The 20,963-nt window shown below is 52.4% G+C and carries 17 protein-coding genes and 3 pseudogenes; 12 read left to right on the forward strand and 8 right to left on the reverse strand.

All coding sequences use genetic code 11. The features are described from left to right. Positions 1-35: 35 nt before the first annotated feature. The 3 genes from iolD to KP707_RS10710 are packed head-to-tail and all read right to left on the reverse strand — an operon-like array spanning position 36 to position 4,162. Positions 36-1,892, reverse strand: a complete 1,857-nt coding sequence (gene iolD, locus KP707_RS10700; protein WP_215751610.1) for a 3D-(3,5/4)-trihydroxycyclohexane-1,2-dione acylhydrolase (decyclizing) — start codon at positions 1,890-1,892, stop codon at positions 36-38. Between the two features lie 24 nt (positions 1,893-1,916). Continuing rightward, positions 1,917-3,857, reverse strand: coding sequence for a bifunctional 5-dehydro-2-deoxygluconokinase/5-dehydro-2-deoxyphosphogluconate aldolase (gene iolC / locus KP707_RS10705; RefSeq protein WP_211502887.1), 1,941 nt, complete (start codon positions 3,855-3,857; stop codon positions 1,917-1,919). A gap of 32 nt (positions 3,858-3,889) precedes the next feature. Next, positions 3,890-4,162 carry a hypothetical protein gene (locus KP707_RS10710; RefSeq protein ID WP_211502886.1) on the reverse strand — a complete coding sequence of 91 codons (273 nt, stop codon included), beginning with the start codon at positions 4,160-4,162 and terminating at the stop codon, positions 3,890-3,892. On the opposite strand from KP707_RS10710, the gene KP707_RS10715 reads away from it, so the two are divergent. Beyond that, entirely contained in the window at positions 4,161-4,982 is an 822-nt protein-coding gene (locus KP707_RS10715; RefSeq protein WP_211502885.1) for a MurR/RpiR family transcriptional regulator, read from the forward strand. The genes KP707_RS10710 and KP707_RS10715 overlap by 2 nt on opposite strands. 294 nt (positions 4,983-5,276) lie before the next feature. Here the strand turns inward: KP707_RS10715 and KP707_RS16815 are convergent. Further along, a pseudogene (locus KP707_RS16815) lies at positions 5,277-5,673 on the reverse strand (transposase); the annotation flags it as partial. Between the two features lie 467 nt (positions 5,674-6,140). Here KP707_RS16815 and KP707_RS10725 point away from each other — a divergent pair. The 8 genes from KP707_RS10725 to KP707_RS10760 all read left to right on the forward strand — a co-directional run bounded on the left by KP707_RS10725 (position 6,141) and on the right by KP707_RS10760 (position 15,174). Continuing rightward, positions 6,141-6,308: a DUF2256 domain-containing protein gene (locus KP707_RS10725; protein WP_211496092.1), complete on the forward strand. Its 168-nt coding sequence runs from the start codon at positions 6,141-6,143 to the stop codon at positions 6,306-6,308. Positions 6,309-6,424: 116 nt separating this feature from the next. Next, a complete protein-coding gene (locus KP707_RS10730) occupies positions 6,425-7,450 on the forward strand; it encodes a LacI family DNA-binding transcriptional regulator (RefSeq protein WP_211502884.1) in 1,026 nt (341 codons plus the stop codon). 217 nt (positions 7,451-7,667) lie between these two features. Then, complete coding sequence (locus KP707_RS10735; protein ID WP_211502883.1) at positions 7,668-8,672, forward strand: Gfo/Idh/MocA family protein; 1,005 nt, start codon at positions 7,668-7,670, stop codon at positions 8,670-8,672. Further along, positions 8,669-10,084, forward strand: a complete 1,416-nt coding sequence (locus KP707_RS10740; protein ID WP_211502882.1) for an MFS transporter — start codon at positions 8,669-8,671, stop codon at positions 10,082-10,084. The genes KP707_RS10735 and KP707_RS10740 overlap by 4 nt, the downstream gene beginning before the upstream one ends. A 95-nt stretch (positions 10,085-10,179) precedes the next feature. Further along, positions 10,180-10,971, forward strand: coding sequence for a 2-keto-4-pentenoate hydratase (locus KP707_RS10745; RefSeq protein WP_211502881.1), 792 nt, complete (start codon positions 10,180-10,182; stop codon positions 10,969-10,971). 26 nt (positions 10,972-10,997) lie between these two features. Beyond that, positions 10,998-11,924, forward strand: coding sequence for a 2-hydroxyacid dehydrogenase (locus KP707_RS10750; RefSeq protein ID WP_211502880.1), 927 nt, complete (start codon positions 10,998-11,000; stop codon positions 11,922-11,924). A 25-nt stretch (positions 11,925-11,949) separates the two neighbouring features. Then, positions 11,950-13,371 (forward strand): carbohydrate porin, encoded by a 1,422-nt coding sequence (locus KP707_RS10755; RefSeq protein WP_252348852.1) that lies wholly within the window; start codon positions 11,950-11,952, stop codon positions 13,369-13,371. A gap of 660 nt (positions 13,372-14,031) precedes the next feature. After that, positions 14,032-15,174, forward strand: coding sequence for a glycosyltransferase family 2 protein (locus tag KP707_RS10760; RefSeq protein ID WP_249202898.1), 1,143 nt, complete (start codon positions 14,032-14,034; stop codon positions 15,172-15,174). Between the two features lie 73 nt (positions 15,175-15,247). On the opposite strand, the pseudogene KP707_RS16820 reads toward KP707_RS10760, so the two are convergent. From KP707_RS16820 to KP707_RS10780, 4 genes and pseudogenes are all read right to left on the reverse strand, one after another. Next, a pseudogene (locus KP707_RS16820) lies at positions 15,248-15,676 on the reverse strand (SAM-dependent methyltransferase); the annotation flags it as partial. Next, positions 15,673-16,404, reverse strand: a complete 732-nt coding sequence (locus KP707_RS10770) for a PIG-L deacetylase family protein (RefSeq protein WP_215751613.1) — start codon at positions 16,402-16,404, stop codon at positions 15,673-15,675. The pseudogene KP707_RS16820 and the gene KP707_RS10770, both read right to left, overlap by 4 nt. After that, entirely contained in the window at positions 16,401-17,534 is a 1,134-nt protein-coding gene (locus tag KP707_RS10775; protein WP_215751614.1) for an acyl-CoA/acyl-ACP dehydrogenase, read from the reverse strand. Before KP707_RS10775 ends, KP707_RS10770 begins: the two co-directional genes overlap by 4 nt. A 117-nt stretch (positions 17,535-17,651) precedes the next feature. Next, entirely contained in the window at positions 17,652-18,863 is a 1,212-nt protein-coding gene (locus KP707_RS10780; RefSeq protein ID WP_215751615.1) for an MFS transporter, read from the reverse strand. Between the two features lie 276 nt (positions 18,864-19,139). Between KP707_RS10780 and KP707_RS17145 the strand changes: the two genes are divergently transcribed. The 3 genes and pseudogenes from KP707_RS17145 to KP707_RS10800 all read left to right on the forward strand — a co-directional run bounded on the left by KP707_RS17145 (position 19,140) and on the right by KP707_RS10800 (position 20,843). After that, positions 19,140-20,051 (forward strand): 2Fe-2S iron-sulfur cluster-binding protein, encoded by a 912-nt coding sequence (locus KP707_RS17145; protein ID WP_249202897.1) that lies wholly within the window; start codon positions 19,140-19,142, stop codon positions 20,049-20,051. After that, positions 19,951-20,440: pseudogene (locus KP707_RS10795) on the forward strand (IS5/IS1182 family transposase); the annotation flags it as partial. The gene KP707_RS17145 and the pseudogene KP707_RS10795, both read left to right, overlap by 101 nt. A 163-nt stretch (positions 20,441-20,603) precedes the next feature. Further along, positions 20,604-20,843, forward strand: coding sequence for a hypothetical protein (locus KP707_RS10800; protein ID WP_215751934.1), 240 nt, complete (start codon positions 20,604-20,606; stop codon positions 20,841-20,843). Positions 20,844-20,963 lie beyond the last annotated feature (120 nt).

Below are 20,963 nucleotides of genomic sequence, written 5' to 3' on the forward strand. Positions count from 1 at the left end.
GCCTTCCCTGAAGGCCTCACTTCCTGTGTTCAGTTTCAATTCCCGATGCGCTGACCAGCACGCAACCGTTCGTAAGTTGTGCGCGCCTCACGGACCGCTTCGCGCGATGACACTTCCGGAACTGCCACATCCCACCATGTGCCGCCGTCATCCGTGATCGCTTTGGGATCAGTATCGATAACGATCACCGTCGTACGATCTGCCGTTCTGGCCCGTTCCACAGCTTCCGAAAGTTCTGCGGTTCCCGAGACTTTTTCTGTCCGGGCCCCCAGACCTTGCGCCAGTTGGATGAAATCGATTTCCGGCGTCACCACCTGCGTGCAGTTTTCGAGCAGGTTATTAAACGGCGCACCGCCAACCGCCTGCTGAAGCCGGTTGATACAGCCATAGCCCCGGTTATTCAGGAGAACGACTGTCAGCTTCTGACCCAGCATCACGGATGTTGCGATCTCAGAATTCAGCATGAGGTACGAGCCATCCCCAAGCATGACGATCACATCCCTGCTGGGGTCCGCCATTTTAACGCCCAGCGCGCCTGCCAGCTCATATCCCATGCAGGAAAAACCGTATTCCATGTAATATCCACCCGGCATCCCAGGGCGCCAGTGTTTCTGAAGTTCCGCCGGCAGCCCTCCGGCAGCACTAACAACAATATCACTCGCCTGAGCCACACGCTGAACAGCCCCAACCACCTGCGCATCGCTCGGTAGGGCTTCCTGCGACGCAGAGGGCTCAGCCTGATAGCGCAGAGAACTTTCCGACCACGCCTCCAAACCGTTTTTGGCTTTCTGCGTCCAGTCTGGATCAGCTTTCCAGCCCGCAAGATGACTTTCCAGCGCTCTCAGCCCCACGCGTGCATCCGCCACGAGCGGGGTCGCAAGATGCTTTGTCGCGTCTGCAACCTGCACATTCAGGGTGACAATCTTCACGGACGGATTATGGAAAATCCCCCAGGAGCCCGTGGTGAAATCCTGAAGACGGGTTCCCACGGCGATAATGAGATCCGCCTCTTCCGCAAGTTCATTGGCAGCTGAAGTCCCAGCCACCCCGAGGCCACCCATATTCAAAGGATGATCCGGCAGTAGGGAGGATTTCCCGGCCTGCGTCTCACCAGATGGCACGCCGTGGCGGTTACAGAACTCCGCTAACGCCCGCTCTGCGCCAGAATAGAGAACACCGCCCCCTGCGATGACCAATGGCTTGCTGGACGTACGGATCAGCGCCGCAGCGTCCACCAGTTCACGTTCATCAGGTTCAGCCCGGCGGATACGGTGGATACGGTCCGCAAAGAAGCTTTCCGGATAATCAAACGCTTCCGCCTGAACATCCTGGCATAGAGACAGCGTGACCGGCCCACACTCGGCCGGATCGGTTAAAACCGTCATAGCGCGATTAAACGCCGGAATAATCTGCTCCGGTCGCGTGATGCGGTCAAAGTATCGCGACACAGACCGGAACGCATCATTCGCGCTAACGGTGCCATCTCCAAAATCCTCGATCTGCTGAAGCACAGGATCCGGAATACGATTGGCGAACACGTCCCCCGGCAGAAGCAGCAAAGGTAGGCGGTTGACGTGCGCTACGGCCGCGCCCGTCACCATGTTCAACGCCCCCGGGCCAATCGAACTTGTGCAGGCCATGGCACGACGACGACGGGATGACTTGGCAAAAGCCGTCGCAATGTGCGTCATGCCCTGCTCATTATGAGCACGCCAGGTAACCAGCTCATCACGGGACGCATGGAGCGCCTCTCCAAGACCGGCAACATTTCCGTGCCCGAAAATTGCCCAGACGCCTGCAAAAAATGGCTCAATCCGGCCGTCTATTTCGGTCTTCTGTGCGATCATAGCGCGCACCAGAGCCTGAGCCATCGTCAAGCGTATCGTTTTCATTATGATATCCCTCCGGGCATTCGCTCAGGCCGCGTTCTGGTGGGGCAGAGGACGTCCCCTGCTCTGCCAGGCCGCCACAAAATGCTCGAAACGACGCGCCAGTTCGTCTCTGGCCTCGCTGTCCGACAGCTTCCCCGCAAGCCATGCACGTGCCGGATCGCCGAAAATGGTACGCCCGATCGCAAAGCCTTTGACCCAGGGCGTTGCCGTGGTTTTACGGAATGCCTCTTCCAGATCCGCTACAGGTGCATCCAGTCCAAGGAGCAGAATACCCCGACAGAACGGGTCACGCTTTTCAATGACATCGCCAATATTTTTCCACGCGGCTTCCGACGGCTGGGACTCAAGCTTCCACCAATCCGGCTGAATGCCGATGTCATAGAGCCGCTCAAGTGCGCGAGAAACGGTATCGACCTTGAGTTCACCATGTTTCCCGGCAATGATTTCCAGCAACAGCTCCCGTCCTTGCAACCGACATGCCTCGTACACCCGACGAAGTTCACGTTCCTGCCGCAGTTTCAGATCGTCGCTATCGTCCGGATGATAGAAGCACAGGCATTTGATAACCTGATCTTTCGGCCATTCGATAAGCGAGGTGCCCAAGCTCCCCTGCCCTTCAAAATCCAGTGGACGTGACCCAGTTTTCTCAACAGGACGAGCCGTCCACAGACCTTCCTCGGCGGCGCGGAACAGAGCGTCCTGTCCGTATCGGCCGTCCATGAAAACCCCAAAACCCTCTCGCCCTTTCGCGACGCGCGCCGCGGCTTCAATAGCGAGAATTTTAAAGTGGGAGATCTTGCTAAAGGGCGCCCCTGTTGCCAGGGCCATATCTTCCAGTTGCAACCTGTGATCACAGGCAAGTGCCATAATTGGAAAAGCCTGCTCCCGTCGTGTCGTAACCCAGTGCAGATGATTTAGAGCATCATCATATCTCAGCACCTTGGACGTCGATCCGTGAGACAGAAAATATTGCAGTTCTTTCCAGGTCGGGATCTCAGACGAACATAGAAGGCGGGAAACAGCGAATGCACCACACGCATTCGCATACCGGCAGCACTCAGAAAGTGCCTCATCTTTAAGCCAGCCACGCAGGAAGCCAGACATAAATGCGTCCCCGGCTCCAAGTGTATTGTAAACTTCTATGGGGAAGCCTGGACCACTAATTCCTTTTTCAAGGCTGTCAGGTATGACGCCGTCAAAAACGACACAGCCCATCGGTCCGCGCTTGCAGACAATCATACCGTCGGAAACAGCTCGAATATTCCGGATGGCTTCCAGCGTATCTTCACTGCCACCTGCAATATGCAGCTCTTCTTCCGTACCAACGATCAGATCACAATCCGGGAGAATATCCTGGAGATGCGCTGTCACATTCTTAGAACGAACGTAACGCGCCTCGCCGTCTCCGATCCCAGCCAGTCCCCAAAGGTTGGGCCGATAATCCACATCAAAAGCAATGCGGCCGCCCGCCTCCCGGATTAATTTCATCGCCTTACGCTGTGCGGCGGCAGCTTCCGGTCGTGCGAAATGGGTTCCGGTTACGACAATTGCTTTTGCACGCTGAATAAACGCTGGATCGATGTCATCTTCATTCAACGCGGCATCGGCGCAATCGGTCCGATAAAACAGTAGTGGGAAACTATCCCGGTTTTTGACGCCCAGGATCGCCAGAGCCGTGAAGCGGTCCGGGTCCGTACGAACTCCGTCAATCGCAACGCCCTCGCGGACCATCTGCTCCCGGATGAAACGTCCGAAATGCTCATTCCCGACACGGGTAATGATTCCGGACTTCAGCCCAAGACGAGCCGTTCCAATCGCAATATTAGCCGGACAGCCGCCGACCGCCTTACTGAAACTGGCCATATCTTCAAGCCGGCTGCCAATCTGCTGCCCGTAGAGATCCACGGAAGCACGGCCAATGGTGATAACATCAAGATCTGGAGACATCGCAGGATACACCTTCATCGTGTCTGAACATTCCCTGAGAAATGGAATGTTTATTCTCTTTCCACACCTTCAACGCACCTGCAATCCGATTCTTCGTTATTTATATCACTTTTAAATGATATATTCCCTTTTTTTACGTTACATAACTCGTGATCTTCAACTGAAAACACACCGACGGTTCGATTAGGAGAGCTTAATGGAATATATTTTCCATTTGAAGTGAGGGCATTTTTCAAGCTTTCTTCCAAGCCCCGCCAAAAAATGCGATCATCACCAAGACATTGCGCATGATGATGACAGGAAAGGCGCAGCTGAACGACCATGACTGATCGGTATCAAATTTTCTCAGCAGAGCTTGGAGAGCGATACGCATCCCTCCCCCCACGCCTGAAGCAACTCGCCGATCTGGTCTCCAGCAATCCTGACGACGTCGCACACTGGACGGTCAGTATTCTTGCGCTTCATGCCAATGTTCAACCATCGACGGTCATTCGCTTCGCACGAACGTTCGGCTTCCAGGGATATTCGGATTTTCAGGCCATTTTCAGAGAAAGGCTCCGTGGACTGGCTTCATCGTACCCCGAGCGTCTGCAGACATTAAAAAAACCGGACGATGCTGCGCATTCTACAATCAACCTGCTCACAGGCTTTCATCGAGCTGCCATCACATCCCTGCACAGCCTTCAGGAAAAGACAAACCCTCTGCTGCTGGACCAAGCTGTCGATATCCTGGCAAACGGACGCTGCATTCACATTCTTGGATTACGCCGCTCCATGCCCGTAGCGCGTTACTTCGCCTATCTACTGGCAAAAATGGCTATCCCCCATCAGATCATCGGAATGGAAAGCGGCATGGAAGAAGAAGCCCTTCTCACCGCAAACCCGACTGATGCAGCCCTCATCATCAGTTACGCCTCCTACGCCCCCAAAACCGTCGAACTGTTCCAGAAACTGGAAGAACGCGGCGTTCCTATTGTCTCCCTGACCGATAACAAAAACAGCCCAGTGATCCCAAAATCCGGGATGTGGCTACAAGTCGCCGAAGCTGACTTTCACGGCTTTCGCTCCAATGCTGCTTCTGTCGTTATGGTTATGACGTTAGCAACCGCGATAGGAAATTATCGGTCCCAAAACCTTATATAAGGGTGGGGTCAATTACTTCGAAGAGAACAGTCGTTGTAAATTTCGTGAAGGAATGACCAACAGAACGCCACCATTACCGAAGTGCCAAGGCCTGCCGAAAGTTATGAGGGCGACTGCCACAAGGATATTCCAGAAGGAACAGGATTCCAGAACGAGAAACCCAAGAGCGCCTGTCAGACACGACAAGAGTTAATACAAACCACGCAATCAGTTTGACAACGTCGTCTTTATCCTGCCGATACGCCGCCTTGTTAGACGGCAGATATCCAACAATCTTTGCGTCGGTTACCTGCCTTACCTAAATAGCCAGAACATGATGGTTACCGCGAAAAAAATGGCGAAAAAAGAAGACGGTTGGGCATCGGTCTTAGCGTGTTGCGGCAAGCCGCCAGCTTTTGAAACGTCCAAACATGATCTCGATCCGGTTTTGGCGTTTGTATTTTCTCTTGTCATATCGGACGGGTTTGCTGCGGGATTTCCTGGCCGGAATGCAGAGCTTTATTCCTTTCTCTTTCAGTGCATCCCGAAATCAGTCGGCATCATACCCGCGATCGGCCAGCATTCACTGCGCGATGGGAAGGCTATCAAGAAGCGCTGACGCCCCCTTATAATCGCTCACAGGCCGTGCCGTCATGGAGAAAGTAAGCGCACATCCGTTTTTATACGTAACCGCGTGAAGCTCCGTATTCATGGTGTGGTCATGGCGGTGGCCACCACTCAAGTGGTCATTCGGAGGCTCACGAGCCATCTCATGGTTCTGGCGGACATTTTTATCACGGAGGCCATTCGGGCAGCCTTGGGCACTCTAAACCAGAGCAAAGTGATGCCTCGGAGCTGCTTCCAGAAAGTTGGTATGCGACACACAGCGTAGACACCCCTGACGAAGAAAAGTGTGAGCGCGAGCATATCGAGAACTGTAGAAATGGGACTGAGGATTTGAGAAAATAGCGGGTCCAGGGCGGGGTATTTTCTTAATGTGCAACGGAAATTAATCATGAATAAATACACTGTCGCGATTGGTTTTGCAGTTTTCCTTGCGATGTTCGGTATCTTGGCTGCGAGTGGTCCTCACGGATTTGCGGGGAAAGTCTTAATCTTCGGGATACCGATTTTTACAGCAGTCATCGTCAGGATGAAGAAGACCAGGCATCGGTTGTGATGTCGCGCGGTAAAGGAAAAATCGAACGCGGACCTGCCAAGCAGAACCTTCCCGTGAAAGTCTGTCCAGTCTGTGATCGTCCATTCAGTTGGCGCAAAAAGTGGGAGAAGACCTGGGACCAAGTGCGATACTGTTCTGAGGCATGTAGGGGATCGAGAAAATCTTGATTTTCAGCCGCCAATTTATGGTGGGTGTCTGAAAGAGACAAATTCTGATCAAACAGGCCCAGTTCATAAAAATATGGATCTTATTGAGACCTGTTTGTGTATTGTAATTTCGCGATATGAAAAAAAGTCCAGCACCACAGCCTGTCAATCTTCTGGACGTCGCCCGAGCTGCTGGTGTTTCCAGGGCGACGGCATCACTTGTGGTGCGAGGTAGCCCACTTATTGCCCCCCCAACGCGTGAACGCGTTCTGGAAGCAATGAAACAACTCGGTTATATCTACAATCGTGGTGCAGCCAATCTGCGTCAGAGCCGAACGCATACGATTGGTCTTGTTCTTTCCAACATTGCCAACCCCTTCTTCAGTGAACTGACAGCGGGGGTCGATGACGTTAACGATGCCAATGATGTTGTCTGCTTCATTGCGAACAGTGTTGAGTCGCCCGAACGCCAGGCGCGTCAGATCCAGCGACTGAGAGAGCATAACGTTGATGGCGTGATTATCTGCCCTGCAATCGGCAGTAACGACACGTTATTGGAAGATCTTCAACGTCTAAGCCTGCCGTATGTTCAGGTTCTGCGCCATGTCCCTTACGGATCAGGCGACTATGTTGCGGCTGACTACGCTTTAGGTATCGAAAAAGCCGTAAAACATCTCGTCGAAACCGGTCGGCAGAAAATCATGTTCGTGGGAGGAATGTCCGTCCATTCCGCTGCCGTGGCCCGACTGGATGGCTTCCATAGAGCTATGGCGCTTCATCAATTGCCTGATGATATGGTGGTCGCTGGCAAATGGGGTAACACTTATGATGAAGTTGAACTCGACCGGCTTCTTCTAGGATCCAATCTGCCGGATTCTGCAATCTGTTATAATGATATTATGGCTCTGGCACTCATGAGCCATCTTCAACGCCGCGGCTATACGCTTGGTGATAATTTTGCCGTTATAGGGATGGATGATTTACCGCAGGCTGCGGCAGCCTATCCTCCTTTGACGACGATTGCGACGAACCCGCGCATGATTGGGCAGGCTGCGGCTACCCTGCTGCAAAAGCGGCTGGAAGCACCAGACCGACCTACAGAACGGATCATTCTTCCCGCAAATTTGGTTATACGGGCCAGCTCTGAAACCCGCACCTCATAATACCCCTCGGATAGGCTAGCGCTTTCCCTTCCCTGACATGATTATCACGTATTTCGTGATATACTGCCAATAAATCACATATCTTTTATATTTCTATCACTAAACTTGCGTGACTTTCTCGCGAAAATAACGTTGAGATATGCAACTGCGATCTTTTAGATCGATCTAATTTTTGCCTTTAACTCGCCTCTGTGGTCGCAGGGTCAAAGGAGGAAGAATGAAAACGCCTATCGGTTGGGCTCTGATCGGGGCCAGTAACGTCGCCCGAGAGTGGATGATCGATGCAATCCGTTCACAGCCGGATGCGACACTCCGGACTGTGTTCAGTCGGGACGCAAAACGTAGGCAAGAATTTGCCACAGCTCACGATATTCCCAACAGTACGTCGGAGCTTGAGGACATTCTTCAGGACCCTTCCGTACACGTTGTGTATGTCAGTAGCCGCAATGAGCTTCATAAAGATCAGGTTCTGGCCGCAGCCCGAGCAGGCAAACATGTTCTCTGCGAGAAGCCACTGGCTCTCTCCCTAACAGACGCAGAGGAAATGGTCCGGGTCTGCCATGAATCCGGTGTCATTCTGGGCACAAACCATCATCTGAGATGCTCGGCCGTCCATATTGCGCTCCGACATCACCTGAAGACCAACGCTATCGGCGAACTGAATACCGTCCGCGTCTTCCACGCTAATTTCCTGGCGAAAGCGGTTGAAGGCTGGCGCCTGAATGACGCAGCGGGTGGCCTCATTCTGGATAGTACAATCCATGACATCGATACCCTGCGCTTCCTGTTAGGAGCAGACCCGATTGATGTGTTTGCCATGACGCAAAGCGGTCGACGGAGTGTCGGGGGAATTGAAGATGGCCTGATGGCTGTCATGCGCTTTCCCGGAGATGTCCTCGTACAGATCCACGGATCATATGCCGTGCCATATGCGCCCGGAGGCGTCGAACTCTATGGTGAAAACGCGGCGTTGATCGCTCGGGATTGCATGAGCCAGAAGCCGATCGGCAGTCTGTCCTTGCGAGATGGTGACGGAGAGCACCCCTTCGCCATCGAACATCATAATCTTTACCGCTACAGTGTCCGACGCTTCTGTGACAGCATTGCCGGGCATGGTTCTCCGGCAGCAACCGGCGAAGACGGTGTGGCTTCACTCAAGATCGCTCTGGCCCTGAAAGAATCAGTCCAGTCTGGTCATCAGGTCAAGGTGTCGCAGTCATGATTGCAACAACAATGACAAGCTTTCCCTCCCTCGATCAGGAACACGCAACGGTTTCGAACGACGTGCTCTCTGAGCGCCCCGAAATGACCACAGAAGAACTTCGCCGCGCGGCCTGGACATGCTCGGTTGGAAGCGCGATGGAGTACTACGACTTCGCACTCTACAGCCTCGCGTCGGCTCTCGTGTTTGGTCCGCTTTTCTTTCCCAGCACCATACCGGGCATGGGCCTGATTGCGAGCTTTGCGACCTATTTCATAGGCTTTGCAGTGCGACCTATCGGCGGAATTTTCTTTGGCCGCCTCGGTGACCGGCATGGCCGCAAAAAGGTCTTGCTGATGACGGTCACCCTTATGGGTCTGGCCAGCTCCGCCATAGGACTTATTCCGTCTTACTCTACCATCGGTATTGCCGCCCCTCTCCTGCTTGTTTTCATGCGCATGCTGCAAGGCTTCGGTGCGGGCGCAGAACAGGCCGGTGCGGCAGTCATGATGACGGAGTCCGCCCCGCGTGAACGCCGGGGATACTTTGCCGCACTCCCGTTCCTGGGCATCCAGATGGGAACAGTAGCTGCAGGTCTAATCTATTTCGGGATGATGACAGGCGTTGCGAACATTGCCGACACCTGGCTCTGGCGCGTACCCTTCCTCGGCAGTGCCGTCCTCCTTGTCATTGCACTGTACATGCGGCTGCGCCTCAAGGAATCACCCGCTTTTGCCAAGCTGCGTGAGGAAGAAGAGCATGAAGAAGTCATGCCACTTCGCCAGACACTGACCGGCTCATGGCGTCCGATCACTGCGGGTCTGGGGCTTCGGATGGCGGAAAACGGCGGCTCTTCCATCTATCAGGTGCTGTCTATCAGCTATCTGGTTCATACGGTTGGCATGAGCAGCAAATGGGGCACGCTGGCCTTGATCGGAGCGGCACTGGTGGGTGCAATCACCATTCCCGGCGCAGGATGGCTTAGTGACAAATATGGCCGGGTAAAGGTTTACCGTGGATTTGCTATTCTTCAGGCCGTAAGCGCCATTCCCGTCTGGTACGTCTTTAGCCAGGGAAATCCAGTTCTCTCCATGATCGCGCTTTCTTTCGCTCTAGGTATTGCGACGTGGGGAATGTTCGGAACGCAGGGCGCCTTTCTTCCCGAGATGTTCGGGGTTCGTCATCGCTACACAGCGGTATCCTTTACCCGTGAATTCTCTTCCGTCATTGCCGGAGGCGTCTCCCCCATGGTGGGTCAGTTTCTCATCACCATGTTTGCACGGTTCAATATTGGCGGTGTCAGCAGTGGTAAGTTTGCCTGGATTCCGCTGGCAACTTACGTGGTCTTCCTTGCCTGTCTGGCCATCATAGCCACGTTCTTCATTCCTGAACCCAGAGGCCGTGATCTCATGTCACAGGATGATGTCTTCTAAGGGCCTCCCCTAAACACACGTCACTTTCTTCCAGCTCATTCCAAATGCGTCCGCGCTTCGGACGCATGACGGCCTCTCTATGCCCGAGGTTTATCATGAACGATACAGTATCTCTTTCTCCAGACGCCGCACTGACTCAGTGTGCAGCGATCTTTCTTGGTGCCAGAAAAAGTAAAACCTGCCTGGATAGGCTTCCCGATACAATCAAGATCCATGACGCCAAAGAAGCGTATTCTGTTCAGGATCAGGTCGCACAAGCTCTGACGGCTTTCCTCGGCCCCATCAAGGGTTGGAAAGTCGGAGCTCCGACGCCAGAAAGCGAGCCATTCTGCGCACCCTTGCATCAGGCCACCCTGTTTTCCGGAGATACCAAGCTCCCGGAAGGTCTTTGCCGCCTTTACGGTGTTGAAGCGGAGATTGTCTATATTTTCCGGAAAGACCTTCCCTTTCGGGGAACACCCTGGACGCAGGCCGAAGTTTGCGACGCCATCGGCAGCGCTCATGCCGCTATCGAAATATTTGACACCCGCTTTTGCAAGGCAGGCTCCCAGGACGGACTGGTGCATCTGGCCGATCAGGGCAACCACGGCGCCCTGATTTACGGCCCCGGAATTTCAACGTGGCAGCAGCTCACACCTGTAACCGAACAGGTCAAGCTTGTCCTCGATGACCAGATTGCCATTGAACATGCCGGAGGGAACTCAGCTGGAGATCCAATCCATCTTCTTGTCTGGCTGGCCAATCATGCTGCGAAGCGCGGTCTTCCCCTAGAAGCAGGAACTGTCGTCACCACCGGATCCATGACAGGCACGAAATTCGTACCCGCAGGCACGACCGCAACAGTCGAAATCGGGTCTCTGGCCCCCGTCTCCGTCATTCTTCCATAAAACAGGCTGTGTAAGGTTCTCTAATCATGAAACCGGAAATTCTTCTTATCGAGCCCATGATGCCTGAAGTCGAGCAGGCACTGGACGCCGCGTATGTTGTTCATCGTTATAATAAAACGCTGGTATTGACGGACATCGCACCGCGTATTCGGGCTATCGTCACCGGCGGCGGAACCGGTGTCCCCTCCCACATCATGTCGGCCCTTCCAAACCTTGAGATCATTTCAATCAATGGAATTGGGACTGATGCCGTCGATCTCGTTCAGGCCAGCCACCGTGGTATTAGCGTTACGACAACGCAGAACGTCCTGACAGATGACGTGGCAGATCTCGCCATGGCTTTCATCCTCGCGGCAACGCGTGACCTGCTTCCAGGAGACAGTTTTGTCCGCAACGGTCAGTGGGGCACCGGCTTCCTCCCCTTGGCCCACAAGGTCACCGGCAAGAAACTCGGAATTTTTGGGATGGGAAAAGTCGGACAGGCCATCAGCCGACGGGCGCATGGCTTTAACATGCCCGTTTCCTATTTCAGCCGTACCAATCTTGAACTTCCTGATATCCCGTTCATTCCCAGCCTGAACGCACTGGCGAAACAGAGCGATATCCTTGTCGTCGCGGCATCGGGAGGGCCTCAGTCCCGGCATCTTGTGAACCGAGACGTCATGGAAGCCTTGGGGCCGGACGGGCTGCTGGTCAATATTTCCCGCGGAAGCGTGGTGGATGAACAGACCATGGTAAGCCTGTTGCAAGATGGCAAACTCGGTAAGGCCGCGCTTGATGTTTTCGAGAACGAGCCCAGTGTTCCGGCTGCCCTCTACGGTATGAACAATGTCGTTCTTCAGCCACATCGTGCCAGCGCAACCGTGGAAACACGCCGACAGATGGGCCAGTTGGTCACGGCCAACCTTGCAGCACATTTCTGCGGCGCTCCGCTCCTGACCCCCGTGATTTGAAACTGCTTCAGTCTGGAGCACTTCGATGCCGCGCTCTTCATTACCCACTACAAAAATCTTTCTGGCATGCGTTTTCTCATGCGTGGTGTTTCTTTCCTCCAAAGCAGAGGCACAATACCGGGGGCCGGTCTCCGCCACGGCTCCTCTCTTCGCCCTGGATACGCCGGCCGGCTACGACAATACCCCTTTTACGCCTCCGGTAGAGAACATGCTCCTTCCCTGGGACAGGCTGATCAAAAAGCTGAACAAGAAAGGGATCGGCATTGTCGTGGACTATACCAGTGAAAGCGCCATTGCCTTAAATGCAGGGCATAGCGGAGACGCTGGTTATGCCCATCAGATCGGTGTGGAACTTGATCTGGATTGGGAAAAAATTATTGGCTGGAAAGGATTTATTACCCATGCGGTTTTCGTTAACCGCGCGGGCCATAACCTCGCAGCAGATCTGGGCGATCACTCCCTGAACGGGTTTCAGGAAATTTTCGGGGGTGGCGGCAATGTCGGCGTTCACCTGGTCTATGTGTATGGAACTCAGGATCTGTATAAAAAACGCATTCAGATTGCGGTTGGCAAAATGCCCGTGAATATTGATTTTGCCAATTCCCCCTTGTTCTGCACGTTCATGAACAAATCGAACTGTGGGATACCAAAATCTCTGACCCGCGGTGCAGCGGGATATGCGACATATCCAGGGTCAACATGGGGATCCAGAATTCGTTACTGGCCGCTCCATGGGCTCTATATCCAAGCGGGTCTTTATGGCGTCAATCCATACCTGAATACGAACAAGTATGATCGGACTGGTTTTGAAATGGGTACAGACCTTTATACAGGCGTCTATACTCCTGTTGAAATCGGCCTCATTCCTCATTTTGGAAAAAACAATCTTGTTGGCCATTATAAATTTGGCTTCGCTTATGATTCTTCTCAATACCGGGATGTCTATTACGACAATAATGGCAATGCTGCTGCTGCCACTGGCCTTCCTTATCGCTGGACGAATGGGAAAACACAGATATGGCTTCAGGCAGACCAGATGCTGATCCGTAACGGAAGCGGCCCGTTACACGGTCTTTACGCGCTTGCCGGTTTTGCCAAAAGCGATGGGAAAAACAGCCCTTACACCTATCAGATCTATGCAGGGCTCGTAGATCGGGGACCATTTTCTACCCGTCCGCAGGATACATTCGGCGTTGAATGGTCTGAAACGATGGCAAGCCCGGAACTGGTTGCTTCGCAGTGGATACGCTATCGCCAAGGACTGTCTCTCCCCGGAAACACGACCTACCCTCAAAGCCATATTACGACTCTGGAGGTCACTTACAACATTCATGCATTCCGAGGTCTCTCCATCCAACCTGATTATCAGCGTATCTGGCGGACAAATCTTCAGAAGAACAAGCCAACTGTCGATGCTGTAGGACTAAAGATACATGCTGTTCTTTAGTCTTTCATAGTATAACGCAATAATTTATTATACAAACATCATTAATTTTTACGATTTTATGTATTTCCGGTAGATATTTTACGATGTATTTAATTATTTAAAAAATCCAATATTTCGTCCGGGTGGAACATGAACGTCTGCATCTGAATTATTGTAATACCAAGAGATGGATTATATTAATCTTCAGAATATCTTAAATTACTCACTCATATTAACAAATTATGGATTTAAATTTATTTTTTTATTCCTGGGTGATTCAGTAAGAATAAATAGCAAGATTGATTGGACTTAAAAAAGGCTATCAAGTAGTATTTTTGGTTAAATTCTCTCAGTCTTTTTTAAGTGATCTGAACTTCCTGCCTAGCTATCCATTTAATGGTCTTATCAATGGAGGCTATCATGTCTTTCCTTAGCAGTACGCTCCCAAAAAATCCGACAAAAGCTCCTGGCTCGCCTGATGAACGTGAGCCTTTTGACCCATATCCTGACAAAAGCCCGATCACGGACGAGCCCCCGGAAGAGGAAAATCCCGGTAAAAGGTATGCGCCTGAAAAAGGCTCTCCAGATCCTAAGCTTGATCAGCCTCCAGTCCTTCCTGATGCACCTGAAAATCCAACAAATTAAGCTCTGGATGTTCAGGCCGGGACGACGAGTAAACCCATGGGACAGGACAAGTCATTTTCTTCGATTGGACACAAAAACAACAGGGAAAATACCGGTCTCAATAAAAACAGACATGACTTTATAAGAAAGCAGATACTTGTTTCTATTCCAGTGCGCAATGAAGAAGAGCATATTGTCCCGTGTCTTTTAGCTCTCGCCAGACAAGAGACACAGCCTGACAAAGTTGTACTTTGGATCAATAATACTACTGATCAAACACATGAGCGAGTAGCATCTTTAACGAACACATTACCGTTCGAACTGGAGATCGTCAGAGTTGTCTACGATCCAGGACTGGCAAGTGCAGGCTTGGCAAGAAGAGATGCAATGGCCCATGCGGCTCAGTATGCATCTTCTGATGCCCTGTTAGTGACCACGGATGCTGACAGCGAAGCCGCTGAGGATTGGTTAAGTCGTACTCTAAACGCTTTTACGCATTATCCTGTTGAAGCCGTGTTTGGTAGGGCTCTTCTCCTCCCCGAGGAAGCCAGGAAAATCCCATTCAATTTGCATGACGATGAAAGAGCAGAACAGGCTTACGGGGCTCTTCTCGATCAAATCGCATTGCTGCTCTATCCGGAACCCCATGATCCCTGGCCTCGGCATACCGAGCATTCCGGCGCCAGTATCGCGGTCACTTATCAGGCCTGGAGTAAGGTTGGTGGAATGCCTGCCGTACCAACGTCGGAAGACCGCGCATTTTATCAAGTGCTTCGAAAAAACGGAATTCGTGTTCGTCACGCGCCGGACGTTAAAGTCTATGTGTCCGCTCGTTTGGTCGGTCGGGCACAAGGAGGGATGGCCGAAACGCTGGCACGCAGATTACACGTACAGGACGAATATATCGATGATATTTTCGAGCCTGTTTCCCGAAGGCTACTTCGTGTTCGACGTCTGCGTCAGCACGTAAATCCGTTCTTTCCTTTTGAAGACGCCTGCATGGCATTACCTCAAATGCGCGTGCGCCGTGATGACTTGGAAAAGCATCATAAACGAGCCCAACGGGTGCTAGATTATCTTAGAAAGAAGGCACATCTTTCTCATCATGAGTACCTAAGCGACTCAATCGATCAATTCGATAGCCCTCACCTCGCTCATCCAGATCAGGCACCCAGCCGTGCGCAAGACATTCCTGGATAAAACAATTTGCTGCCTCGTCTCCTGTACAGGGCGTATCTGTCTCTCCAGTCCAGTTAACGATTAGGATATGCCCAGTTGTTTTCAGACTTGTGGTCGTTTGAAAAGCCAGTTCCTGAATGTCTGTCTCACTCAAAAAATAAAGAATTTCCGAAATAAGAACGAGATCACAGCCTGCTGCATCAACCACTGGATAAGCACTAGGTAGAAAGGCTTTAATAAAGCTGACTAGTGCATATTCCTGGCAGCGCTGTCTTGCCTTGGTAAGCGCAGTTTCCGAAGCATCTACTGCCAGGATACGTTGACACCGCTGCGTTAGAGCCAATGTGCCTACCCCTATGGCACATCCGAGCTCTACAGCGAATGCAATCGGCGAACATGGCAGACATTGTAGAACCCTTTGAAGCTTCTTTTGTTCATACGGGCTGCTTTCAAAATTCCATGGGTCAGGATCCTGCTGAAACAGGTTTTCAAAAACGTCTGCTGTCCATGTCTCTTTCCTCATGACGCGATAAAGATTTCATAGGGTTGCAGCATTTTTTCCAGTAAGTGCTCCGGTAAAATAAAACCGTTTGGATCGTCTTTTACGATCAAGCCTCTCTGACTTTGATGGGCGTGGATCGCCTGTCGTTTCTGTTCCAAAAAAGACTGAATATTCAGGCGCCAACCTGCAAGGGCATTTTCTGGAATCTTCGTTTCAGGAGGAAGTGTTAAACCCCAGACCGGGTACGCCAGAACTCTAAGCTCTGGCTTCAGAGCTTTTAGCGTTTCGCCCATCAGCCAGACAGCTTCATGGTCGCAGTGAGGGTCGTAGCGCCAAGGAGCCAGTAGATTTTCGCAGTCATGAAGAGAGAGAAGATCAAGCAAATCGCGGACAGTAGAGTCAAAATGGCTTCCTTCCACCGGAACTCTCGTATCCTTAAGGCCCATAAATATCAGTCTATCAGAAGAAAGACCCAGAATTTCTGCAGCACGGATGCATTCTTCCTGTCTCTGTCGCGCCAGCCGATCGGGTGGCCATAAACGAGAGCCCGGGTGAGATGCAGAGCCGTCCGAAACGATCACAACAATGGGCGGTCGCCCATGTGCCACTGCCGAGGCTATAAATCCCCCACATCCAAGACTTTCGTCATCAGGATGGGGCGCCAGCACCAGTGATGTGCCAGGAGCAACGGCCTCGAATGAGGCAACTGGAAAACTAGCAAATTTTTCCAGAGTTTCACGAATATTCATAGGCCTGCCGCCGGCCAGTCATGACGGACGAACCATGCGGCGGCCTCCGTCAGAGCTTCGTCAGGCGCAGGTTGTCTGAGATAAGTCGCAAGGTCCCTCATGACCTGCTCTACCGCTTTTCCTCTGATGAAGGCCGATAGGCCAAGACTTCTTTGAACAAGCGTGATCAGGTCAAGAGCTGCCCGTTCAACAGCCAACCGAGCCAGATTAACGATCGACGTCACGTCTTCTGGTTTCATGTGCGCAGAATATGCAGCTTGAGCGGCCTCTGTCACCCACATCGCTGCTGTCTGTTGAAGAATAAGTGCTTCTCCTATCCGGGCGAGTTGATGTGGACTACCAGCACGCTCGCGTTCCAGTAACTCCTGCCTGAGTAGATCAATCAAATGATCCATCCCGCCTAAGGCAACTGCTGACCCTCGCCAGGCTCCCGCAGAAAATTCAGGCTGCCGCAGATAGTCACCTGATGAGCCAATAATGTCATCCGATGAGATCTGAAGGCCCGTAAAATCGTAGGCTCCCGTTCCGCTGGCCTGCATGCCAGTCAGTGCCCCCGGACCGGATCTCTGGCGTTCAAGGTCTGTTGTGGAAGCTAGAACCATGAGTGCTTCGCCGTGCTCAGGTACGGCGGTTATCAATGCAACGCTAACCTGCCTGATGCCACTGGCAAAACCTTTAATCCCTGAGAGCCTGTAGCTCGGCCCTTCCCTCTGTATGCTGACAGCAGAGCTCCCGTCCGTAACCCAGATGCCAGCCAAATTCCCGTTTTCCAGTTGGAGCTTCAGGGCATGACGTTGAAATCTCGTGCCGTACAATTCTACGAGACGGACTACATTCACGTGCCCTTCCAAACATCGCCCTAGAGAAAGACTCAGATAGCCTATTCTCCTCAGTAAAGTCAGAAGAACTTGGCCTCCTTCAGATGTTTGGCAAAGCCCGAGCCCATTGTCTTCCACGGAAAAAAGAGCGTCAAACGCACCCATTGTGCGTAGTGCATTTAGAAGCTCAACAGGGAACTGATTTTCTGGAACAGAAAATGGTTTGGCTTTCCATTCCTCAAATAAGCGCTCCACCCTGGCCCTAAAAAGAGCAAGCCCCTCAACGCAAGTGCTCTGATCTGCAACCGACATGCCTGAGCATTCCTTCACGCTTTCGTACAGGAACGTCGAATATCGGTTAGTAGATCCCCTTCCAAATACGGTCTCTGGTCACGCTTTTGGGTAAATACGATGAACGTCAGCGAAGAATTAGGGGCTCGCGTGAGTTTCCGGCATTCTCCACGCAAACAGACCAGTGACAAGGGCACCCGTAAGTCCAAGGATCACAAAGGTGGTATTAAATCCATAAGAAGATGTTAGCACTCCGCTAGCGAGATTGGAGAGAAGTGCGCCGATCGTTCCAAGGGCCAGTCCCAATCCTATCAGCAGATTGCGATGCCCGTTTCCAGCAGCGATATCTGCCAAAATGGCGTAGAACAGCACAAGAAGGATACCTGAAGACAGGCCGTCCAAGATCTGTATGAGAACAAGAGTTGGCCATCCGGCGCTGAGCACGACAAAACAGTCCCGGACGGGCTGAATGGCTAAAGCCACGACAAACAGAGGCTTGCGAGGCCATTGTGGTGCTTTCTTACCCACCAGATATGCCACTGGTGCCATAATAACCTGAGCAACCACGATACAGATGGCGGTGACTGTGGCTGGATTACCAAGGTGAAGAAAAGCATACCGCTCGATCATGAGTGGTACCACCGCGCCATTTGCCAGATTGAACAATAGATAAGTCACCAAAAAAACAGCCAGACGCGGTTCGGATAGCAGTGTGAAAATCGCACGCGTGGTTTCGCTGGCTGAGACGGCTTCTTTAGAACGCTCTGGCGGCTCATCAGCTTTTGCCGAGAAACCGCTTACTAAAAGCAGGCTGGCAACTGCGAGCCCTCCCACGCCCCAGAGGGGGGCCACGGGTCCCATGATTTTCCCGAGAATGCTCATCAGGAAACCGGAAGACGCATTTCCCAGATGGTTGAAAGACTCATTGCGCCCCATGCGCGCGATATAGCCTTTTGCCCCAGCAGTATGATGGCTAATTGCCGCCAGGATAGGGGTGAAAAGCGCACCTGCTCCACCAGCAATGAAATGAGCCAGAAGGATAGGATAAAACAGAGGCACCCCGGCCATCACAGTGACTGACACACACGTCACCACACAACAAAGCGCCAACATCAGACGTCGATGCGCGATGATATCGAGTGCCCATCCCCCAATAAATCTAGCCAGAACAGCTCCCAGACCACCAGCTGCGATCGCAGCACCAATCCGGTTAGAGGGCCAATGCTGCAATGTTAGAAAAGCTGTCAGGAAATTACCCAGATTGTCCTGTACGTCAGCAAGTAGGAAACTCAGCCCATCCAGTGGAAGGTCATCCTTCCGATGTCGGGTCTGTGCTTTGTTCTCCGTCACTCTATTTCCAGTCAACGTGTTTTCAAAAAAGCGACAAAAGCTGGATGTTCATCGCTTCCACACTGAACGACGGGGTCACGGATACGTTACGAAAAAACAGAGAAAGAATTTCTTCAGCGGCCCAAGAGCCGCGTCTATCCTCCGATGTTGCCTAAGGATGTCGGTCTACAATAATTTTACGCCATGCAGTCTCGAACTTCTTATGAAACTTGCTGGGACTTACCCTCCTACGATCTGAACAACTGAAACAGCTGACGCTGAACGGAGCGATTTCCAATGACTGAAGTGTCTGTCGTCAGCCCACGCCGTCTTAGAATAAACGGGGAAAGCTACATCACTGATCTCTCGCCCTGCATACATGACGTTACTGGATCTTCTTCGAGAACGTCTGGATCTGACGGGCATTACGATCACGAACAATGCGGCATTCTCGTCGATGGCAAGCGGATCAAAAGCTGCCTCATCCTGGCCGTATCGATCCCGGGCGCCGAGGTCACAACGATCGAAGGTCTGACACCGGACGGGCATCTGCACTCGATGCAACAGGCGTTTATCGACCGGGATGCTTTCCAGTACAGATACTGCACGCCGGGTCAAATCATGTCAGCAGTGGCGCTTTTGGAAGAAGGCCATGTCCGCACCCGCGAGGAAATCCAGGAGTTCATGAGCCGCAATCTGTGCCGGTGCGGCGCCTATAGCGGCATCATTGATGCCATCGAGCAGGTCGTCGCTCAGCAACAGCAGGACCGGGGGGAGAAGCCGCATAAGACAGTTCTCCTATTCCCGCCCCGACACGCTCGACACCGCCTGCCGGAGGACACGTCATGGCGGGATAATATTCTGCTTGCAGGCAAAATCATCACATCCATCGATCTTCCAGCGCTCACTTTCGGCACTCATCACACGTACCTCAAGATCCGTGATTGCCTGTCATTCGCCTTTGCAATCGTCTCCGTCGCAGCGGGTCTGCAGATCGAAAACAACACGATCCGCAGAGCCTGCATCGCCATGGGCGGCGTTAGTACGAAACCCTGGTGCGTTCCGGAAGCCGAGGCCTTCCTTGAGGAAAAAACGCCTTCCCCCTCCCTATTCCGCGACCCTGCGGAATGCCGGTTATCTTCTGATGTCCGGCCAGATCCTGGATGCAACACTGGTGGCTGCTCCAAAGCCGCGCAATACCAACACTGAGAAAGTGGTTCTCTGGGCAGAGACGTATTCCGGAAGACTGGCAGGACAAGCCGGCAAAGCTGTCGCACAAGGATCGTCATGCGCGCTGGACGCTGAAGGTCACGAAAGCAAAATGGCAGGATGACGGAACGATACCCTCCACAGATCTCGCTATCCCGTTCTTTGGATACAAATCCCACGTCTTCATCGACCGGAAGTTTCGGTTCATCCAGAAATCAAATGCTGGAAAGTCAGTGATACGCTCGCGTGTCGAGCATGTTTTTGCCGACCAGCAGTCTCAGACGGGGCTGTTCATCCGAACAATCGGCATCACCCGGACCACAATGAGGATCGGACTGGCCAATATCGTCTATAATATGCGCCGCTTCCTCTTCCTGGAGCGGATGTAGCAATTTTGCGGATGAAAACTCCAGATCTGCGATAAACGCAGAGCGAAAATCAGCTCCAGAAACCAGAAACCAGGACACAACTGTATCAACAAACGATCCTTCGATCCCTCCAGGTCGCGCCCTTGCTCAGCGTCACCCAATTCGAACCCCAGTTGCCATAGATTTGGAAGATCGCAAACCCGAACAGGAACAAAAATTAGAGCCCGATGATCGCCGTCAGTACGCCGATTGCTGTTTCGACAAGTCGATTGCGAACATCGGCAGACCCGGGTTTTTCGGGCCAAGCTGCCTGCCACTGGGCCTACGCGGCGGATATTTCGCTCTCGGTACAGTCGGACTGTGTGATGGCGCTGGCGGCACCTTCTCAGACGCTGTCCGCCTTGGCGACGACATCAGTGACTAGCTCGTCCTCGGTGTAGCCGCGCTTGCTGACTTTTTCGCGGAAGGCGTCCGTGTCGCTTATTATCCTTCGAGCGATACTAACTATCTGATTACTATTCTACTCGAAGGGCGTGAGAACTTC

The organism is Gluconobacter sp. P5E10, from assembly GCF_018812145.1.
Taxonomy (GTDB): domain Bacteria; phylum Pseudomonadota; class Alphaproteobacteria; order Acetobacterales; family Acetobacteraceae; genus Gluconobacter; species Gluconobacter cerinus.